The organism is Nonomuraea sp. NPDC048892, assembly GCF_040649735.1.
GTDB lineage: Bacteria > Actinomycetota > Actinomycetes > Streptosporangiales > Streptosporangiaceae > Nonomuraea > Nonomuraea maheshkhaliensis.
Map to the genome: position 1 here is coordinate 919358 of NZ_JBEZFZ010000001.1, position 18595 is coordinate 937952.

The window sequence follows — 18595 nt, forward strand, 5'->3', positions numbered from 1 at the left end:
GGAGGATGTCGCACCATGAGTGCTGGATCCGTCTTCCCGGCCGGACGGGCAAAATGGGGCGTTATGACCGAACCGCGGTATGTCATCCGGCTCCGCGGCTGGGTGGCCACGCTGCCCCCCATGCTGGTTGACGGCGCGCTCGCGGCGCTCGTGCTGGCCGCGCAGCTGTGGCCGTTCGTCAGCGCGGACAACCCGTGGGGCCGGCCGTGGCACTGGTGGGGCTACACCGTGGTGATCGCCGCGTCGATCCCGCTGATCTGGCGCCGCCGTGCGCCCGTGGCCGTGCTGCTGGGCGTGCTCGTCCCGACCGGCTGCTACGACTTCGTGGACGAGGTGGTGCGCCAGCCCGTCTGGTACGGCAGCCTGGTGGCCTTCTACACCGTGGCGGCCCACAGCACCCGGTGGATCCGCCGGCTCATGTTCGTCGTCACGATCTCCGGCGGCCTGCTCGTCGTCGGCTCGTCCGAGACCGCGCTGCGCGGGATCGTGCTCTTCGTCGCCGCGTACGCCATCGGCCGGGCCGCGGCCGCCTCCCGCGCGCACACCGCCGCGCTGGAGGAGCGCGCCGCTCAGCTCGCCCGTGAGCGCGAGGCCGAGGCGGAGCGGGCCGCCGAGCGGGAGCGGGCCAGGATCGCCCGCGACATGCACGACATCCTCGCCCACGCGGTCAGCGTCATGGTGGTCCAGGCCGAGGCCGGGCCGGTCGCGGTGGCCGCCGCCCCCGACCGGGCCGTGGCCGCCTTCGACGCCATCGCCGCCGCCGGGCGCGACGCCATGGACCAGTTGCGCCGCATGCTGAACGTGCTCAAGGAGGAGCAGGGGCCACGCGGGCCCCAGCCGACCATCGCCGCGCTGCCCGCCCTGGCCGAGCAGGTCAGGGCCGCCGGGGTGCACGTCACCTGCTCCACGTCCGGTGAGCCGGGGGCGCTGTCGCCCGACGCGGAGGTGGCCGCATACCGGATCGCCCAGGAAGCCCTCACCAACATCGTCAAGCACGCGGGCGCCGCCCGCGCCCGCATCGCCCTCGCCTGGCAGGACCACGCACTCATGATCGACATCACCGACGACGGAGGTCCCGCCGCGAGCGGCCGGGACCAGGAGTTGCCCTCAGGAGGCAACGGCCTGATCGGCATCCGCGAGCGCGCCGCGGCCTGCGGCGGCAGCGCCGTGGCCGGCCCGCGCGAGGACGGGCCCGGCTTCCGGGTGCGCGTCCTGCTCCCGCTGGCGGCGTCATGACGCTCCGCGTGGTGGTGGCCGACGACCAGGAGCTGGTACGCGCCGGATTCAGCATGATCCTGGACGCCCAGCCGGACATCGAGGTCGTCGCCGAGGCGGGGGACGGGGCGCAGGCCGTCGCCGCCGTCCGCGAGCACCGCCCCGACCTGCTCCTGCTCGACATTCGTATGCCCGTCATGGACGGCATCGAGGCGGCCAGGATCGTGTGCGCGGACGGCGGCTGCCGGGTGCTCATGCTGACCACGTTCGACCTGGACGACTACGTCTACGACGCGCTGCGGGCGGGCGCCGCCGGGTTCCTGCTCAAGGACGTGCGCAGGGACGACCTCGTGCACGCCGTACGGGTGGTCGCGGCCGGAGAGTCGCTGCTCGCCCCCTCGGTCACCACGCGGCTGATCGCCGACTTCACCTCAAGAGCGCCCAGGCCCGCCGTGCCGCCCTCGGAGCGGCTGGCCGTGCTGACCGGGCGCGAGCGGGAGACGCTGCGGATGATCGCGCGCGGGCTCTCGAACGCGGAGATCGCGCGGGAGATGGTGGTCAGCGAGCACACGGTCAAGACGCACGTCAGCAACGTGCTGACCAAGCTCGGGCTGCGCGACCGGGTCCAGGCGGTGATCGTCGCGTACGAGACGGGGCTGGCGGTCCCCGGCGAGCCCGCCTGAGCCCTCAGGGCCGGCGGTGCCCGGCGAGCCGGACCGGGATCTTCACCTGTGGACCTGACCTGGTGATCGGGTTAGGGTCAGATCGCTTCGCGAGACCCGCGAACGATCACGCGACCGACGGGAGCGCGCCATCCACGCCGAACCGATCACCCGCCTCCTCCTGGGACTGTCCGTCCCGCTCGCCCTCCTCATGGCGGCCCCGCCCGCCCGCGCGGACGTGCCCGTGTGCCTGCCCGAGACCCAGGTGTGCGCCGGCCTCGACGACGGCCGCTTCGCCTTCACGATCAGACCGCGGCCTGTCACGCTCGCGGTGGACGCCACGGTCAACGGCACGCCGGTCACCGGCAACCTCACGCACTTCACGGGGGAGGACTACGTCCAGGGCTGGTACGAGCCCTACCCGCCGCTGGTCCCCGGCGACGTGATGTGCCTGTCGTTCACCGCGCCGGGGGTGCCGCCTGGGCCGTACTGCGACACCGCGCCCTAGATTTTTTTCCGGGGGTGACGCATCGCCGCTGCCAGGGGCGATAAGGCAGGTGTCAGGGCCGCAGCGGCCGGGAGATCGTCCGCTTAGCGAGGATTTACTTCGTGTTGAGCAACCTGGTGTCCTCGGGACACTAGGAGATGACATGGACGCGAACGAGCCGCGCACCGGCGGTTGGAGCCAGTTCGGCGACAGGCCGCCCACCGCCGGAGGGTTCACCCGGCCGACGAGCCCGTTGCCTCCGCCTCCGCCGATGCCGCCGGCGCCACCGAGGACCGGTTTCGTGCTGACCCGCAAGGCGATCGCCGGCCTCGCCCTGGCCGCCGTCGCCGCGATGTCGGCGGCGGCGCTGGGCGGCGGCGCGGTGGGCGCGTCTCTCGCGGGAGGAGGCGCACCGGCGGTGGTGACCGCCACGCCGGCCAACCCGAGCCCGGTGTTCCACACCGCCTCCGACCAGTACACGGTCGCGCAGGTGGCGGCGAAGGTGCAGCCGTCCGTGGTGATGATCCAGGGGCAGTCGAGCGAGGGCTCGGGCGTGGTGCTGTCGGAGGACGGCCAGATCCTGACCAACAACCACGTCGTGTCCGGGCAGAACTCCGGCCTGACCGTGAAGTTCAACGACGGGAAGACGGCCAAGGCCACCGTGCTCGGCACCGACCCGGCCACCGACCTGGCCGTGATCAAGGCCGAGGGCGTCTCGGGGCTGGCCAAGGTGGCGCTCGGCGACAGCGACCAGCTCAAGGTGGGTGACGACGTGCTGGCCATCGGCAGCCCTCTGGGTCTGGACGGGACGGTGACGTCGGGCATCGTCAGCGCGCTCGACCGCACCGTGACCTCGGGCAACGCCCCGAACGAGCAGCAGCTCCCGCCGGGCTGGGGCGGCCGGCAGCAGGGCCAGGAGGAGACGACCACGCTCGGTGGCATGATCCAGACCGACGCGGCGATCAACCCGGGCAACTCAGGCGGCGCCCTGGTCAACGCCGCGGGTGAACTCGTCGGCATCAACAGCGCGGTGGCCGCCGACGGCGTCAACCTGGGCTTCGCCATCCCGGTCAACACCGCCAAGCACGTCTCCGAGCAACTCATCAGCAAGGGGACGGTGAGCCACGTGTACCTCGGCGTCAGCGTCACCGACGCCGCCGGCGACGTGTCCGGCGCGCTCGTCCGCCAGATCACGGCGGGCAGCCCGGCCGAGAAGGCCGGGCTCAAGGAGGGCGACCTGATCACCAAGATCGGCGCGACGCCGGTCCAGGGCGGCGACACGGTCGTCGGCCAGGTACGCGGCTACAAGGTCGGCCAGCAGGTCGAGATCACCTACCTGCGGAACGGCAAGGAGAGCACGGTGACCGTCACCATGCAGGAGAAGAAGAACTAACCCGGATCACGCTCCACGACCGCCGCCCGCCCGCCGCCCTCGCTCCTCGATCGCCCTCTGTCCGCCGCCCGCGGGCAGGGGGCGATCCGCGTTCGCGTCGGCACTTAGGGCGATGATCCGCGAAAGATGCCCGATCCGTGGCGATTAGGCCCTCGTCGATCGGCGAAACTCGGGTTACATTCACGTTACTTTGCCCTCTCTTATCCCCCCGAGTAAACCGAAGGAGAGAGGCATGCGAGTGAGAAGCACGATCGCGGCGTTGACTGCTGCGGCGATCCTCATGCCGCAGGCCGCACTGGCCGCCGACGCTGGCGCGCCCTCGGGCGCCGCGGCCCCGCCGCCCGACAGTCAGTTCCAGAAGGTGACGCTCAACGACAACCCCGGTGAGCCCATGGACCTGGCGGTGTTACCCGATTCGAGGGTGTTGCACACGACCAGGCCCGGCGAGGTCTGGTTACACGACCCCAAGACGGGGCTCAACACGCTCGCCGCCAGGCTCGACGTCTACCAGCACGACGAGGAGGGCCTGCAGAGCATCGCGCTCAGCCCGGGCTTCGGCAAGGGCTCCAAGAAGGACGACTGGATCTACCTCTACTACTCGCCACCGCTCGACACCCCCGTCGACGACCCGGCCACCCCGGACGTCAACGAGGGCGACGCCCCGTTCACCGGGACTCCGGAGGACTTCGCGCCGTTCAAGGGCCTGATCCGGCTCTCGCGGTACCGCTGGAGCGGCAGCACCATCGACCTGCGCACCGAGCAGCGCATCCTCGACGTGCCGGTGGATCGCGGAATCTGCTGCCACGTCGGCGGTGACATCGTCTTCGACGCCGCGGGCAACCTGTACCTGTCCACCGGAGACGACACGAACCCGTTCTTCTCCGACGGCTTCACCCCGATCGACGAGCGGGCCGACCGCAACCCGGCGTTCGACGCCCAGCGCAGCTCGGGCAACACCAACGACCTGCGCGGCAAGATCCTGCGCATCAAGCCCCGTGACAACGGCTCCTACTCGATCCCGCACGGCAACCTCTTCCGGCCGGGCACGAAGAACACCAGGCCGGAGATCTACGCGATGGGCCTGCGCAACCCGTTCCGCATCGAGCTCAACCGCCGCACCGGCGAGCTGTACGTCGGCGACTACTCGCCCGACCAGCAGCAGGCCAACCCGCAGCGCGGCCCGTCGGGCACCGGCAAGTGGACCACGATCCGCAGGGCGGGCAACTACGGCTGGCCGTACTGCGCGACGGCGCGGCTGCCGTACGTGGACTACGACTTCGGCACCGGCGCGTCGGGGGCCACCTTCGACTGCGCGGCACCGGTGAACGAGTCGCCGCACAACACCGGGCTGCGCCGGCTGCCGCCGGTGACGCAGCCGGACGTCTGGTACTCGTACGGGGCGTCGGCGGAGTTCCCCGCGCTGGGCACCGGCGGGATCGGCCCGATGGGCGGGCCCGCTTACGACTTCGACCCGGCCGACACCCGCGGACCCCGCGCCGTGGCCTGGCCGAAGTACTACGACGGCGTCCCGCTGTTCTACGAGTGGACCCGCGACTACGTCAAGGCGATGTTCGACCGTGGACAGCGGATCGAGAGCGTGCTGCCCTCGATCGTCTTCGACAACCCGATGGACATGGAGTTCGGCCCCGACGGCGCGCTCTACGTGCTGGAGTACGGGGACGGCTTCTTCAGCGAGAACCCGGACGCCCAGCTGGCCAGGATCGACTTCACCGGCCACACCGGCAACCGCACGCCGATCCCGGCGGCGCAGGCGTCGGTGACGGGCGGGCTCGCCCCGCTGACCGTCGCCTTCACCAGCACCGGTACCAGCGATCCCGACGGCGACCGGCTCCGTTACGCGTGGGACTTCGACGCCGACGGCAGGGTCGACTCACGCAGCTCTTCGGCGTCGTTCACCTACCGCGAGAACGGCCTCTACCAGGCCACCCTCAAGGTCACCGACGACGCGGGCATGTCCGCCTCCACGTCGGTGCGGATCGTCATCGGCAACGCCGTCCCGGTCGTCGAGCTGGTCAGTCCCGTCGCGGGGCAGCCGTTCCGCTTCGGCGACCTGATCGAGTTCGAGGTACGCGTCACCGACGACCAGCCGGTGAACTGCGCGAACGTGGCCGTGAACTACATCCTCGGTCACGACGACCACGGCCATCCGCAGACCACGGCGCGCGGCTGCACGGGCTCGATCCAGACCACCGTGCCGAGCGGCCACGACCCCGAGAACGACGAGCTGACCGGCGTCTTCGTCGCCACCTACACCGACCCCGGCACCGGCGACCTGCCGGGGCTGACCGGCAGCACCGAGGTCGTGCTCCAGCCCACGAGTTAGGAGATCACCATGTGTTACGGCTACGAGCCGAGCAGACGCTCCCTGCTCGCCGCGGGCCTCGGGCTCGGGGCGGCCGCGCTGGCCGCCGCGTCCCCCGCCGCCGCCGCGGCCACGCCACCGCACCACCACCATCACCCCAAGCGACGCGTTCCGCCGGGCCAGATCAGCATGCAGCTCTACACGGTGCGTGCCGACCTCGCCCAGAACTACGACACCACGCTGGCCTACCTGGCCGAGATCGGCTACCCGAAGGTCGAGGTCGCGCTCGGCTACTTCGGGCGGACGGCGCAGCAGCTGCGTACGTTCTTCGACGGGCTCGGGATCAGCGCCACCTCCAGCCACGACGGCATCAGCCCCGACGACGCCGCCCTGGACACGAAGATCCAGAACGCGCTGACCCTCGGTCAGTCGTACATGGTCGTGCCATTCCTGCAGTCCAACAGCCTGGACGAGTGGAAGGGCTGGGCCGAGCGGATGAACGTCGAGGCGCGGGCCGCCCGCTCGGCCGGGCTCCGGTACGGCTACCACAACCACGCCCACGAGTTCACCACCGACCTCGGCGGCGGCGTGACGCCGTGGGACGTGCTCACCCGTGAGCTCGATCCGCGCCTGGTCCACCTGGAGATCGACATCTACTGGGCGGTCACCGGCGGCGTCGGGCGCGGCGCCAGGGACCCGATCAAGTTCGCCATCGACGTGATCCGCAGGGCGCCGCAGCGCGTGCTGCAGTACCACGTCAAGGACCGGCACCTCGACGGCGACCACGCCGACCTCGGCACCGGGACGATCGACTTCCGCCGGGTGTTCGACGCCCACCAGGTGCGGGAGTACATCGTGGAGAACGACAGTCCGGACGTGACGCCACGGCGTACGGCGGAGATCGGTTACCGCTACCTGCGCAAACTGCGGTTCTGACCCGATCTGATCGACCCGAGCCCGGTCCGCACCGCGGGCCGGGCTCGGCGTGTGCGGCGAGCCCGATTCCTGGCCCGCATTCCTGGCCCGCATTCCTGGCTGGCGCCACGGGCGGGGCTCGGTGCGTCGCGGTCCCGCCGCCGGCGGGGCCGACCGGTGGCTCGTCTCCTCTGTCCCAAATTTTCGTGCTGACCTCCGCTGAAAGCGGTCTTTGACCCCTTTCTGGGCACATTTCCGCATAACTCGACATGCGGGAGCACGCCTGGGGAGGACCATGTACCGCTCGCTCGGCGTCGCCGCCGCCACCACCCTGATCCTCACCGCCAGTCCGGCCCTCGCCTCGCCCCTCACGGCGCCGCTCGCAGTGCCTCTCACTGCGCCTCTCGCCTTGCCGCGCCGCGTCGACAACATCGCCCATCGGGGCGGTGCCGCGCACGCGCCGGAGAACACCATCGCGGCCTGTGCCCTGGCCAGGGCACAGCGCGCGGACGTGTGCGAGTTCGACGTCCAGCAGACCAAGGACGGCCGGCTCGTGCTGATGCACGACGAGACGCTGGAGCGCACCACCAACGTGGAGAAGGTCTTCCCCGGGCGCGCACCGTGGCGGGTCGCGGACTTCACCCTCGCGGAGATCCGCCGCCTGGACGCCGGCTCCTGGTTCGCCCCGCGCTACCGGGGCGAGGGAGTGCCGACGCTGACGGAGGCCCTGCGGTCGGTACGCGGCACCGCCACGAGGCTGCTGGTGGAGGTCAAGCACCCGCCGCACCGCCCGGACATCGACCGGCGGGTGGCCGCCGAGCTGCAGGACGCCCGCGAGCTCTGGAACGCCGAACGGCTGACCGTGCAGGCGTTCGGCTGGCAGTCGATGCGGGTCCTGCACAGCATGGTGCCCGGCCTGCCCATCGCGCTGCTCGGCAAGCCCGCCGCCGATCGGCTCTCCGAGCTGGCCCGCTACGCCGACGGGCTGACCGTGCCGCACGCCGGGCTCACCGCGGGCTACGTCAGGAAGGCCCACAAACGGGGCATGCGGGTCTACACCTGGTCGGCGGACCGGTCGGCCCTCATCCGCCGGCTGGTCTCGTACGGGGTGGACGGCATCATGACCAACAGGCCAGACCGCCTCCACGAGGTCACAGCGCCGCGGACCGCACGTTCCGCCAGCCGAAGGTGAGCGACCCGCCCAGCAGCACCACGCCGGACAGCACGCCACTGATGAACGGCACCCACGCCAGGGCGGATCCCATGGCCGCCAGCACCAGACCGGCGCCGCCGAGCAGGGTGAGCACCACGCCGGGCACCGCGATGCCCCAGTCCTTCCACACCGGCGCCAGCGCGATGAAGTGCACGCCGACCACGAACGCCACCCAGCCCACGTTGGCCTGCGCGGGCGCCCCCATGGCGGCCATCACCCGCAGCCCGCCGAAGAGCAGGACGACCTCGGCGGCGACCACGATCAGGTAACCCCGGCCGAACATGCTCTTCGGCCGCTCTTCCTGCCCGCCCGGCCGCTCTCCCCGTACGGCCGAGCGCTCCTTCCTGGCCGTCGTGAACCACATGGCGATCACGCCCGCGGCCGCCAGGCAGGCGGCCACCCGCAGCACGAGCGACACCGGCGCGCTCAACGGGCTCTGCGCGTTGACGAGCACGAAGACCGCGCCAAAAATCGCACCCACCAACAAACCAGACATTCGTTGCATGGATCCATCTAAGCGGTCATCCGTCCACGCTCGCGCTGGGGGTGGCACGAGGACGGGGTAGGTCTGGCCCTACCTGGCCGCGCCTCTCAGATAGGCCAGCACCGCCAGCACCCGCCGGTTGTCGTCCTCGCTCGACGGCAGGTCGAGCTTGGCGAACACGCTGGCCACGTGCTTGCCGACGGCCGCCTCCGAGATCGACAGGGTGCGGGCGACAGCGCTGTTGGAGCGGCCCTCCGCGATCAGGGCCAGCACCTCGCGCTCGCGTGGGGTCAGCCGCTGCGCCGGCTCCGTGACCTCCCTGGCCCTGATCCACGTCTGCTCGAACAGGTCGATGAGGGTGGTGATCAGACTCTGCTGGCGGATCACCAGCGCGCCGGGAGCATAGGGAACGGGGGTGATCCGGACGAACGCCACCGAGCGGTCGAAGACCAGCAACTGCTGGATCGGCTCGTCGATCAGGCGGTGCAGATCGCCGGCGGCGTGCAGCTCCCTGATCCTGGCCGCCTTGCGCGGGTCGTCCAGCACGCTGGAATGGATGATCGTCCGCATCGACAGGCCCTGCCGCAGCGCGTCGAGCACGTGACGCCTGCTCCGCTGCTCGTCGCGGCCCGTCTCCGTCGCGCCCAGCGGCTGCATGGCCCGCAGCTCGCGGGACGAGTCGGCGGCCTGGGCGATCAGCCGGCGGACCAGGTCGTTGTCCTCCACCCGCTCGACCTCGACGGGGATGCCGCGCAGGTCGCCCACCACCTCTTCCAGCCGGCGGGCCAGCCGGGCCAGCGAGACGCTCTCCTCCACGCTCAGCTCCTCCTCTCACCCACAGATCCTGCCAGGCAGGAACCCCGCGCGGCCGGGCTCAGACCATCGCGCTCTTGTAGAAGATGCTGGCCTTGCGCGCCTTCTCGACGCCCGAGGCCAGGCCGAGGCACAGGCGCGGGAGGCCGGCGGCGATCTGGATCGCCATGCCCTCGGGCTCGCGGTAGTCGAGCGACTTGCCCGCCTCGGTGAGCTCCCGCTGGACCTGCCCGCCCGTACGCAGGTCCAGGCAGGTGATGTGCGTGTTGCCCGGCGCGGGGTTGGCGTCGCTGTAGGCCTCGCCGGTCAGCAGGTAGAGGAAGTTTCCGAAGGCCGCGTACCCCTGGAAGACGCCAAGGCCCGCCGGCTGGGCGATGTCGAACAACGCGCTGACCGTGCCCGCCTTGAGCGCCGGCAGCGAGTAGACCGCGAAGCGGAAGGCGCCTTCGGACCGGTACCGCATGATCAGCCGGTTTCTGGACGGGTCGATCGCGCACGTGGTGTTGTCCGCGCTCGCGATCGGCTTGTACTTGGTGAGCGCCGGCGACGACGTGTCCAGCGTCTGGCCGTCCGCGAACCTGAACCTGGCCAACTGGCTGCCCCTGGCGCTGCCGTTCTCGGTCACCCCGTCGGTCTCCGTCCACAGGTACGCCGACGACCCCGACGGCTCGACCCCGAGCTGCACGCCGTGGCCGAAGCCCATGAGGTACATGTGACCGAGCACCGTGCCGGTGAGGCTGAGCTTGGTCAGGCACAGGTTGCCCGCGGCGTTCTGGCCGGTGCCGTTCCGCAACTGCAGCGTGTAGATGTGCCCGTGGACGTTGTCGAAGGCGAACGACTGCAGGACGGTCTGGTCGTACAGGTCCTTCTTCCAGATCAGCGGCGACGACGAGCCGGTCAGGTCGAAACGGCCCTCGGTGGCGGCGGCGGGTCGCGCCGCCAGCGCGGCGGTCGCGGCGGCGCCGGCGCCGAGTTTGAGCAGATCTCTGCGGGTCACCGGCATGTGGGAGGTCATTCACGGTCCCCTTCACCTGGAAGTGATTACTTGATCAACCCCATTTCAACCTGGGAGTCCGTTCTTGATCAACACCATGGTCCGGGGCGAAGGTGTTGATTTGGAGATCTCGGCACCGCCCTGGTACCGTTCGGGCCATGTTGATCAGTCGATTTTGGCGCTATGTGCCGGCTCCGGGTGGGGCCCAGAGTCACATGCGCTGACTTACTGATCATCCGGAGCCACGAAGCAGAGACGACCCGTCTCTGCTTTTCGTCATTTAGGCGGTCGGTTCCGGAGATCTGGGCGTGGGCCGTACCGCCGTCGAGCACGAGGGACACGACCCATGACCGTAACCAGCGATCTGCGCATCACCTCGTTCGAGGCGCTGCCGACGCCGACAGAGGTGCGCACGGAACAGCCGCTGGGCGAGGAACGCGCCGCGCTGGTGGCCGCCAGCCGCCGCGCCGCCCGCGAGGTGCTGACCGGCGCTGACGACCGGCTGCTGCTCGTCATCGGGCCGTGCTCGGTGCACGACCCGGAGGCGGCGCTCGACTACGCCCGCCGCCTGTCCGAGGCCACCAGGGACATGGACGACGCCCTGGTCGTGGTCATGCGCGTCTACTTCGAGAAGCCGCGTACCACGATCGGCTGGAAGGGGCTCATCAACGACCCCGACATCGACGGCGGCCACGACGTGCGGCGCGGCCTGCGCACGGCCCGTACGGTGCTGCTCGACGTGCTGAGCCTCGGCCTGCCGGTCGGCTGCGAGTTCCTTGAGCCCACCAGCCCGCAGTACATCGCCGACGCCGTCACCTGGGGCGCGATCGGCGCCCGTACGCCGGAGAGCCAGGTGCACCGGCAGCTGACCTCGGGCCTGTCGATGCCCGTCGGGTTCAAGAACGCCACGGACGGCGACGTGCAGGTGGCGATCGACGGCGTGCAGGCCTCCTCCCACCCGCAGGTCTTCTTCGGCATCGACGACGACGGCCGCGCCGCGGTGGTCAGCACCACCGGCAACCCCGACTGCCACATCATCCTGCGCGGCGGTCGCGGCGGCCCCAACTACGACGCCGGCTCGGTCCGCGACGCCCTCACCCTGCTGGCCAAGGCGGATCGCCCGAAGCGGCTGGTCGTGGACGCCAGCCACGGCAACAGCGGCAAGAACCACGTCCGGCAGGCCGAGGTCGTCAGGGAGGTGGCCGCCCGCATCGCCGACGGCGACACCGGGATCGCCGGGCTGATGGTGGAGAGCTTCATCGTGCCCGGCCGGCAGGAGCCCGGCCCGCGCGAGACCCTGACCTACGGGCAGAGCATCACCGACGCCTGCGTGGGCTGGGACGAGACGGAGCGCCTGCTCGACGTCCTGGCCGAGGCCGTACGCGCCCGCCGCGCGAACGCCGGCTGACCCTCTTTACGCGTCAGCGACGCCACAGAAGGGCCGCGGCCTCGATCGCGGCCCGGTGGTAGGGAGGCAGGTCGTCGCCGCTCCAGTAGACCTCGACCCGCGGATCGTTCTCGCCGAGCTGCTCCGCCTCGGTCTGGCCCTCCAGCGCCGCCTCCCAGGCCGGCACGCCCGGATCCACCTCCACCAGGAAGACCCGGCGCGGTTGTGGCGAGTCGTCGCACCAGGCCCGCCGTACCGCGACGACGCCGGGGCGTTCGCTCAGCGCGTCCACCACGAGCTGGTCGGTGAGGTCGAAAAGGTCGTCCTCCAGCTCGTTGGGGACGCCGCCGGACAGGTCGATCCCGGCGGGCACGCGCGGGGGCGTCGCCGAGTCGGGGGAGAAAGTGTGACCGGTGCCGGGAGTGGTGGTCGTCAGCGTGACCTCGCCGGCCGCCGCCGGCTCGCCGTCGAGGCCGAGCGCGGTGAAGACCTCGCGCAGCAGCTCGACCTCCGCGGCCATCAACGGCACCCCGCCCTCGGCCGCGGCGATCGTCACCGCGTCGGGCAGGCGGGCCAGGTCGCCCTCGGCCAGCAGCGCGCGGGCCCGGCTGATCAGCTCGTCGGGCAGCTGCCCGGCCAGCCGGAGCAGCATCCGGTGCAAGCGGGTGTAGAGCCGCAGGCCCCGATCGTCGAGCTCGGCCCATGGGGCGCTCACGTCAGCCCTCCTCCATCACGATGATCTCATACGAGCGCGGCGCCTCCGGGATGACGCCACGGGCGACCATGTCCGCCGCCAGCGCGTCCGCCTCGACGCGCAGCCGGGCGGTCAGCTCGGGGGCGTGGACCCGGTGCGTACGCGAGTGCGGCGGGAAGACGGCCTCCTGGTCCTCGGAGAAGGAGGAGAAGATCGAGATGTCCTTGGCCTGCTGTCCGGTGAGCTGATAGGCCACGAGGACCTTGCGGTCGCCGGCCGGGTTCTCGGCCATGAACCTGATCGCCACCTCCAGCAGCATGCTGACGCTGAGGAACTCGCGGGCCACCCCGTACGGGTGCAGCCTGGAGCCGTAGATGGGCGAGTGCACCGGCGTCAGCCAGTCCCCGCGGTAGGCCTGCACCGGCTGCTCCGGCGAGCCCACCCCCGGGAGCTGCGCCATCGCGTCGTGCACCATGTCGGCGTGCCAGCGCATCTCGTCCCACAGACGCGGCGTGACCCCGCCGAGGCGCTCTTCCAGCGCCTTCCACGCCGCCTTCGCGTCCTTGCGGGCCGCCCTGAGGTCGTCGCCGGCCCGCCTGGCCTCCTGCTTGTCGCCCGCTTCCCGTGCCTGCTCGAAGCGTCCCTTCGCCTCGTCCGTACGGCGGACCGCGTCGACGTAGGCGTCGCTCAGCGGGTGCAGCGGCGAGTCCGACTTCAGGTGGCCCTCGCCCAGGTGCAGGAGCGGGCGCAGAGCCAGCGGCAGCGGCAGGGCCTTGGCCCCGGCCGCGAGGTTGTCCAGGTAGTTGCCCACGAGGGTGTGGACCTTGCTCACCATGCCCTTCCTGACCACCGGCTCCGACACCCCGCCGGTCCACAGCTGGGTCCGCGTCACGTTGTTGATCAGGTAGTGGCTGTGCCTGGTGTAGACGGTCAGCGCCATCACGTGCGCGGGCGAGAGCCGATCGCTCAGCGCTCGTACGGCGGCCGGGTCGGCCGGGTCGACGCCCGAGAGGTCGAGCCAGGCGGCCAGGTCGGGATCGACGACCCGGCCGCTCTCCAGTTGCGGCCAGAGGCGGTCCACGGTCTCGCGCACCACCGGGTGCTGGGTCTCCGAGAAGCCGGCGACGTCCCTGGCGTTCGCGGCGTAGCGGGACTCGTGCGGGAACATGCCGTCGGGCAGGATCTCCCGCCGCAGCGTGGCCAGGTCCAGGCCGGGCAGGCTCCGGTAGAAGTCCACCGCGCCCGGCCTGGAGCGCGGATCCAGCCGCAGCCCGCCGACGTCCGCGATCTGCGCGCCCCTGGCGATCTCGAACAGCGAGTGGTCCTGGCCCGGCAGCATCCAGCTCATGAGCGCGCCCAGGAACCGATCGGTCGTCACCGGGCCCAGGTCGAGGAACTTGACCGCGGTGAGCATCTTCGCCGTGGTGCCCGAGACGCCGTCCACCACAGGGAAGCCGGCGTCGCTGATCTTGCGCGCCCACCGGCTGCTCGTCGTGTCGTGCAGCGTTCCACCCTCGCGCCAGGGCAGCGGCGTGTCGGCGTCGACCGGCCGGTTGAGCTGCTCCTCCACGAACGCCCGCTCGAACCGGCCCAGCGGCGCGTTCAGCCGGTCGTAGTGACCGGGCGTGGTGTTGAGTCCGAGCTCCTGGATCTCCGTGTGCGTACGCTCGCGCCGGCTGAGCTGGCTGCTGACGATCTCGGCCACGTCCCTGACACCCCGCTCCGAGAGCATGCCGACGTTGCCGGTTCCAAAGGGGTCGCGGGCGAAGGTGTGCATGTAGGGCCGGAACCTGGCCTCCAGTTGCCCGAGCACCGGACGGTGCAGCCGCTCGTCGAGCTGGTGCTGGGCTCGCCGTACCAGTCGGGCACGAGGATCCCGTCGAAACTCATGGTCGCGTCAGGAGCCCGGCTGCCGCGGTTGTTCGGCCAGCTCGTAGGCGCTCGCGGTGGTGTGCAGGCCGGTGGAGGTGTCGTCCAGCTCGGTGATGAGGTCCTGCAACGCCGTGAAGACGGCCACTTCGATCGCGGGCAGCTTCTTGGCCAGCTCGGCGCCGTACTCGTCCGTGCCGAGGGTGTTCCTGTCGCGGGCGAAGGCGGCGCGCAGGGTGTCGCGTACCTGCTCCACGTGGGTGCGCTGCTCCTGGTAGCGGCGGGTCTGGCCGCGCAGCGTGCTGGGCTGGACGTGGTAGCCGCTCACGCGCCCGCGTCCACGGGCGAGGGCAGGAACGCGTCGAGCGTGACGTTCTCGCCGAAGACCTGGTCGTAGGGCAGTCCCTCCGGCATGAGCGGCTCCATCAGCCGCCGGCGCCGCTCGGTGACGTCGGCCGTGGCACGGTCGATCTGCCGCATGAGCGCGTCGGCCAGCTCTTTGGCGGACAGCTTGCGGTAGACGCGCGCGTTCAGGTCGATGGAGCGAACCTGGCCCTGCGGGCCCACGGTGACCTGGATCAGGCCGTCGGGGGAGGTCGCCGTGGACTCGATCGCGTTGATCTCCTCGTACGCCTCCCGCACGCGCCTGACCTGCTGATCGACCCGCCCCGCGAGCTCCTCGACCGTCGCTCGGAACACACCCGTCACCGCTGCACCGTCCGCCTCCTGAAGGAAATTGACACCACATTACATAAAGGTGAAAAGTTTTCACACAGGTGAATCGACGGAAGTTAAGACGCGGTGGAGCGCTCCACCCAGTTGCGTACGGCAGGGAGGTAGCCGTCCGGCTTGTCCCCGACCTTGGCGCCCGGATTGACCAGCAGGCTCTGGTAGCCGCTGGTGAACATCCGATAGACAGAACGAGCCGGCTCCGCGCTCGCCTGGTCGAGCTCGGCCCGCAGGTCGGCGGGCAGCTCGAAGTCGAGCGCGGCCAGGTTGGTGTCGAGCTGCGCCGCGCTGCCCGCGCCGACGATCGCCGCGGCGATGCCGGGCTGGGTGGCGACCCAGTTGAGCGCGACCTGGGCCATCGGCACGCCCAGCTTCCCGGCCACGCTCTCGACCGCCGCCAGGATCCCCCACTCCCGCTCGGACCACTCCGGCCCCTCGCCGCTGAGCCGGCCAGGTCCGGCCAGCCCTCGGTCGGTGGGCCGGTACTTGCCGGTGAGGAATCCGCCGGCGAGCGGGCTCCACGCGGTGACGCCGAGCCCCAGCGCTTGCCCCATGGGGACGTGTTCGCGCTCGATCTCCCTGTCGACGAGGGAGTAGGGCAGTTGCAGGCTGACCATGGGTTCGAGGGCGTGGGCCTCGGCGTAGGTCTGGGCGCGGGCGGCGTACCAGCTGGGCACATCCGACAGGCCCGCGTGGCGGATCTTCCCGGCCCTGACGAGGTCGTCGAAGGTGCGCACGACCTCCTCGACCGGGGTGATGCGGTCCCAGGTGTGCAGCAGGAACAGGTCGATGTGGTCGGTGCGCAGGCGGCGCAGTGACTCCTCGACTGCCCTGATCAGGTGTTTGCGGCCGTTGCCGCCCGCGTTCGGATCGCCGGGATCGACGCTGTTGGTGTACTTCGTGGTCAGCACCACCCGGTCGCGCACGCCGGCCTCGGCGATGAGCCGGCCGAGGATGGTCTCGCTCTCGCCCGCCGTGTAGAAGTCGGCGGTGTCGATGAGGTTGCCGCCGGCTTCGAGGTAGCGGCGGAAGATCGGACGGGCCTCCTCCTCGGTCTTGCCGTAGGCGGCGTGGTAGCCGCCGGTGCCGAAATTCATCGTGCCCAGCGCCAGCGGGCTGACCCGCAGCCCGGAGCGTCCGAGCAGGTAGTAGCGGTCCATGGACATGACGGTGCCTCTCTTTCCGATGTGGTGCGTTCAGCCTGCACATCAGAAAATGGACTAGCAAGTCCAGAAATGGCCGGTCAGGCGACGAGACGGCGGACGGCCTCCACGACCGCGGCGCGGTGCTGCCGCACGTCCTGGCCGGTGGCGGCGACGGGGCTGGTCGGCATCCAGGCGTTGGTGAGGGCCAGGGTGAAGGCCAGTAGGTCCTCGGGGGTGAAGGCGGCCGGCACGCGCCCCTCGGCCTGGGCGTGCGCGATCGACTCCGTCTTCTGCCGCATCGACGCGCGCAGCCCCTCGGTCTCGTGGCCGGTGCCCGAGCGTTCGAGGCGGTGCCAGGTGGCCAGGCGGAGCTGGTCGGGGTTGGCGAGCAGGTAGTCGAACAGGCGGCCCGCGTAGCCCGGCAGGTCGTCGGCGGTGAAGGGCACCTGGTCGAGCACGCGGGACACATGAGCGTCCATGACCGCGTCGAACAGCTGCTCCTTGTTGCCGAAGTGGGTGTAGATCAGCGCCTTGTTGGCGTTGGCGGCGGCGCCGATGCGATCGACGCGGGCGCCGGCGATGCCGTGGGCGGCGAACTCCGCCGTGGCCGCCTGGAGCAGGCGGGCCCTGGTCGCCTCGGCGTCGCGGATCTTGGCGGGCCGGGGTTGCATGCACTCAGCATATGGCAACTAACCGTTTATTTGACAACTTGTCCTGCCCGACGCAGCATATAAATGACTGTTTAGTTACAACGGGAAGCAGGAACTCTCATGAGCAAGGTCTGGCTCATCACCGGTGGCTCGCGCGGCTTCGGGCTGGCGCTCGCGCGGGCCGTACTCGACGGCGGGCAGCGCGCCGTCGTCACCGCCCGCCGCCCCGAGCAACTCGACGACCTCGTCCGTCGGTACGGCGACCGCGTCCGCACCACGGCCCTCGACGTCACCGACGCCGCGGCGGCCGAGGCCGCCGTGCGGCTGGCGCTCGACGCGTTCGGCCGGCTCGACGTCGTCGTCAACAACGCCGGCTACGCCACCAGCGCCTCCATCGAGGAGATGCCGGACGAGGAGTTCCGCGCCCAGATGGAGGCGAACTTCTACGGCGTGCTCAACCTGACCAGGGCCGCCCTGCCGACCCTGCGCGAGCAGCGCTCCGGGCACTTCATCCAGTTCTCCTCCATCGGCGGACGCGTCGGCGGATCGCCCGGCCTGGCCGCCTACCAGAGCGCCAAGTTCGCCGTCGAAGGCTTCTCCGAGGTGCTCAACGCCGAGCTGAAGCCGCTGGGCGTCAAGGTCACCATCATCGAACCCGGCGGATTCCGTACGGACTGGGGCGGTTCATCCATGACCGCCCTGTCAGTGGGCGAGGACTACGAGGCCACGGTCGGCGAGATGAACCGCTACCGCGAAAGCACCGTCGCGACCTGGCGCGGCGACCCGGTCCGGGCCGCGCGGATCATCACCGACCTCGCCGAGCTGGACGAACCCCCGCTGCGCCTGCTGCTCGGCGCGGGGGCGGTCGACATGGCGGAAGCCTCCTCCAAGGCCCGCGCCGCCGAGGCCGAGCGCTGGGCCGAGGTCAGCCGCTCGGCCGACTTCCCGCCGGGTGAGTAGTATGCACCGCTAAGTCCAGTTTTGGGAGGAACGATGCCCACGCTGACCCGCAAGGGCGCCGCGACCAGGCAGCGCATCCTCGAAGGCGCGGCCGCCCACATCCGCGAGTTCGGCGTGGCCGCCACGACCCTCGACGACGTGCTGAGCAGGACGGCGACCAGCAAGAGCCAGCTGTTCCACTACTTCCCCGACGGGCGGGAGGAGCTGCTGCTGGCCGTGGCCCGGTTCGAGGCCGCCCGCGTGCTGGAGGACCAGCAGCCCCAGCTGGGCTACCTCACCTCCTGGCCGGCGTGGCAGGAGTGGCGGGACAAGGTCGTCGAACGTTACCGTCGGCAGGGCCGCCATTGTCCGCTCAACACGGTCATGTCCTACCTGGGCAACACCACGCCCGCCGCCCAGGCCGTGGTCTCCGAGCTGATGAACCGGTGGCAGGGGGAGATCGGCGCCGGCGTACGGCACATGCAGGCCGCCGGCGAGATCGACGCCGGCCTCGACCCCGACCGCGCGGCGGCTGCCGTGCTGGCCTGCATCCAGGGCGGGGTGCTGCTCCAGCTGTCCACCGGCGAGATCACGCACCTGGAGGCCGCGCTCGACATGGCCATCGCCTATCTCCGAGGCTCGGCCGCAGCCTGAGTACGGGGGTACTCATGCCCGTCCCGCCC

19 protein-coding genes are annotated in these 18595 nt (G+C 70.9%); 10 read left to right on the top strand and 9 right to left on the bottom strand.

Annotated elements, in window-relative coordinates:
• Positions 1-63: 63 nt before the first annotated feature.
• The 7 genes from AB0C28_RS04500 to AB0C28_RS04530 all read left to right on the top strand — a co-directional run bounded on the left by AB0C28_RS04500 (position 64) and on the right by AB0C28_RS04530 (position 8187).
• Positions 64-1236 carry a histidine kinase gene (locus tag AB0C28_RS04500; protein WP_357838578.1) on the top strand — a complete coding sequence of 391 codons (1173 nt, stop codon included), beginning with the start codon at positions 64-66 and terminating at the stop codon, positions 1234-1236.
• The gene (locus AB0C28_RS04505) at positions 1233-1898 is read left to right on the top strand and encodes a response regulator transcription factor (protein WP_358073066.1); all 666 of its coding nucleotides are present in this window, start codon (positions 1233-1235) and stop codon (positions 1896-1898) included. The genes AB0C28_RS04500 and AB0C28_RS04505 overlap by 4 nt, the downstream gene beginning before the upstream one ends.
• A 190-nt stretch (positions 1899-2088) precedes the next feature.
• Entirely contained in the window at positions 2089-2385 is a 297-nt protein-coding gene (locus AB0C28_RS04510; RefSeq protein WP_357838572.1) for a hypothetical protein, read from the top strand.
• Between the two features lie 142 nt (positions 2386-2527).
• Positions 2528-3757 carry a trypsin-like peptidase domain-containing protein gene (locus AB0C28_RS04515; protein WP_357838569.1) on the top strand — a complete coding sequence of 410 codons (1230 nt, stop codon included), beginning with the start codon at positions 2528-2530 and terminating at the stop codon, positions 3755-3757.
• 232 nt (positions 3758-3989) lie between these two features.
• Entirely contained in the window at positions 3990-6101 is a 2112-nt protein-coding gene (locus AB0C28_RS04520) for a PQQ-dependent sugar dehydrogenase (RefSeq protein ID WP_358073067.1), read from the top strand.
• Between the two features lie 9 nt (positions 6102-6110).
• Positions 6111-7016, top strand: a complete 906-nt coding sequence (locus AB0C28_RS04525; RefSeq protein ID WP_358073068.1) for a sugar phosphate isomerase/epimerase — start codon at positions 6111-6113, stop codon at positions 7014-7016.
• 274 nt (positions 7017-7290) lie between these two features.
• Positions 7291-8187, top strand: a complete 897-nt coding sequence (locus AB0C28_RS04530; RefSeq protein ID WP_357838560.1) for a glycerophosphodiester phosphodiesterase family protein — start codon at positions 7291-7293, stop codon at positions 8185-8187.
• Here the strand turns inward: AB0C28_RS04530 and AB0C28_RS04535 are convergent.
• From AB0C28_RS04535 to AB0C28_RS04545, 3 genes are all read right to left on the bottom strand, one after another.
• Positions 8147-8689, bottom strand: a complete 543-nt coding sequence (locus AB0C28_RS04535; RefSeq protein ID WP_358073069.1) for a hypothetical protein — start codon at positions 8687-8689, stop codon at positions 8147-8149. The genes AB0C28_RS04530 and AB0C28_RS04535 overlap by 41 nt on opposite strands.
• Before the next feature lie 93 nt (positions 8690-8782).
• On the bottom strand, positions 8783-9508 hold the full coding sequence (locus AB0C28_RS04540; protein ID WP_357838555.1) for a LuxR C-terminal-related transcriptional regulator: 726 nt from the start codon (positions 9506-9508) through the stop codon (positions 8783-8785).
• A gap of 58 nt (positions 9509-9566) precedes the next feature.
• On the bottom strand, positions 9567-10520 hold the full coding sequence (locus tag AB0C28_RS04545) for a teichoic acid biosynthesis protein C (RefSeq protein WP_357838552.1): 954 nt from the start codon (positions 10518-10520) through the stop codon (positions 9567-9569).
• 325 nt (positions 10521-10845) lie between these two features.
• Between AB0C28_RS04545 and AB0C28_RS04550 the strand changes: the two genes are divergently transcribed.
• Positions 10846-11907 carry a 3-deoxy-7-phosphoheptulonate synthase gene (locus tag AB0C28_RS04550; RefSeq protein WP_357838550.1) on the top strand — a complete coding sequence of 354 codons (1062 nt, stop codon included), beginning with the start codon at positions 10846-10848 and terminating at the stop codon, positions 11905-11907.
• 13 nt (positions 11908-11920) lie between these two features.
• Here AB0C28_RS04550 and AB0C28_RS04555 read toward each other — a convergent pair whose 3' ends face one another.
• The 6 genes from AB0C28_RS04555 to AB0C28_RS04580 all read right to left on the bottom strand — a co-directional run bounded on the left by AB0C28_RS04555 (position 11921) and on the right by AB0C28_RS04580 (position 16994).
• The gene (locus tag AB0C28_RS04555) at positions 11921-12601 is read right to left on the bottom strand and encodes a hypothetical protein (RefSeq protein WP_358073070.1); all 681 of its coding nucleotides are present in this window, start codon (positions 12599-12601) and stop codon (positions 11921-11923) included.
• 1 nt (position 12602) lies between these two features.
• Positions 12603-14393 (bottom strand): hypothetical protein, encoded by a 1791-nt coding sequence (locus AB0C28_RS04560; RefSeq protein WP_358073071.1) that lies wholly within the window; start codon positions 14391-14393, stop codon positions 12603-12605.
• Between the two features lie 84 nt (positions 14394-14477).
• Positions 14478-14777, bottom strand: a complete 300-nt coding sequence (locus AB0C28_RS04565; RefSeq protein WP_358073072.1) for a hypothetical protein — start codon at positions 14775-14777, stop codon at positions 14478-14480.
• Positions 14774-15157, bottom strand: coding sequence for a YbaB/EbfC family nucleoid-associated protein (locus tag AB0C28_RS04570; protein WP_357838538.1), 384 nt, complete (start codon positions 15155-15157; stop codon positions 14774-14776). The genes AB0C28_RS04565 and AB0C28_RS04570 overlap by 4 nt, the downstream gene beginning before the upstream one ends.
• 83 nt (positions 15158-15240) lie before the next feature.
• Entirely contained in the window at positions 15241-16338 is a 1098-nt protein-coding gene (locus tag AB0C28_RS04575) for an aldo/keto reductase (RefSeq protein ID WP_358073073.1), read from the bottom strand.
• A gap of 83 nt (positions 16339-16421) precedes the next feature.
• A complete protein-coding gene (locus AB0C28_RS04580; protein ID WP_357838532.1) occupies positions 16422-16994 on the bottom strand; it encodes a TetR family transcriptional regulator in 573 nt (190 codons plus the stop codon).
• A 99-nt stretch (positions 16995-17093) separates the two neighbouring features.
• On the opposite strand from AB0C28_RS04580, the gene AB0C28_RS04585 reads away from it, so the two are divergent.
• Positions 17094-17933 (top strand): oxidoreductase, encoded by an 840-nt coding sequence (locus AB0C28_RS04585; RefSeq protein ID WP_358073074.1) that lies wholly within the window; start codon positions 17094-17096, stop codon positions 17931-17933.
• A 33-nt stretch (positions 17934-17966) separates the two neighbouring features.
• Positions 17967-18566, top strand: a complete 600-nt coding sequence (locus tag AB0C28_RS04590; protein WP_357838526.1) for a TetR/AcrR family transcriptional regulator — start codon at positions 17967-17969, stop codon at positions 18564-18566.
• Positions 18567-18595: the final 29 nt, after the last annotated feature.

Bases quoted from the DNA above. Each gene is read 5' to 3' on its own strand.
- AB0C28_RS04515 (WP_357838569.1), top strand. From the start codon at position 2,528: ATGGACGCGAACGAGCCGCGCACCGGCGGTTGGAGCCAGTTCGGCGAC.
- AB0C28_RS04545 (WP_357838552.1), bottom strand. From the start codon at position 10,520: ATGACCTCCCACATGCCGGTGACCCGCAGAGATCTGCTCAAACTCGGC.
- AB0C28_RS04500 (WP_357838578.1), top strand. From the start codon at position 64: ATGACCGAACCGCGGTATGTCATCCGGCTCCGCGGCTGGGTGGCCACG.
- AB0C28_RS04520 (WP_358073067.1), top strand. From the start codon at position 3,990: ATGCGAGTGAGAAGCACGATCGCGGCGTTGACTGCTGCGGCGATCCTC.
- AB0C28_RS04550 (WP_357838550.1), top strand. From the start codon at position 10,846: ATGACCGTAACCAGCGATCTGCGCATCACCTCGTTCGAGGCGCTGCCG.
- AB0C28_RS04575 (WP_358073073.1), bottom strand. From the start codon at position 16,338: ATGGACCGCTACTACCTGCTCGGACGCTCCGGGCTGCGGGTCAGCCCG.
- AB0C28_RS04510 (WP_357838572.1), top strand. From the start codon at position 2,089: ATGGCGGCCCCGCCCGCCCGCGCGGACGTGCCCGTGTGCCTGCCCGAG.
- AB0C28_RS04590 (WP_357838526.1), top strand. From the start codon at position 17,967: ATGCCCACGCTGACCCGCAAGGGCGCCGCGACCAGGCAGCGCATCCTC.
- AB0C28_RS04525 (WP_358073068.1), top strand. From the start codon at position 6,111: ATGTGTTACGGCTACGAGCCGAGCAGACGCTCCCTGCTCGCCGCGGGC.
- AB0C28_RS04530 (WP_357838560.1), top strand. From the start codon at position 7,291: ATGTACCGCTCGCTCGGCGTCGCCGCCGCCACCACCCTGATCCTCACC.
- AB0C28_RS04505 (WP_358073066.1), top strand. From the start codon at position 1,233: ATGACGCTCCGCGTGGTGGTGGCCGACGACCAGGAGCTGGTACGCGCC.
- AB0C28_RS04580 (WP_357838532.1), bottom strand. From the start codon at position 16,994: ATGCAACCCCGGCCCGCCAAGATCCGCGACGCCGAGGCGACCAGGGCC.
- AB0C28_RS04585 (WP_358073074.1), top strand. From the start codon at position 17,094: ATGAGCAAGGTCTGGCTCATCACCGGTGGCTCGCGCGGCTTCGGGCTG.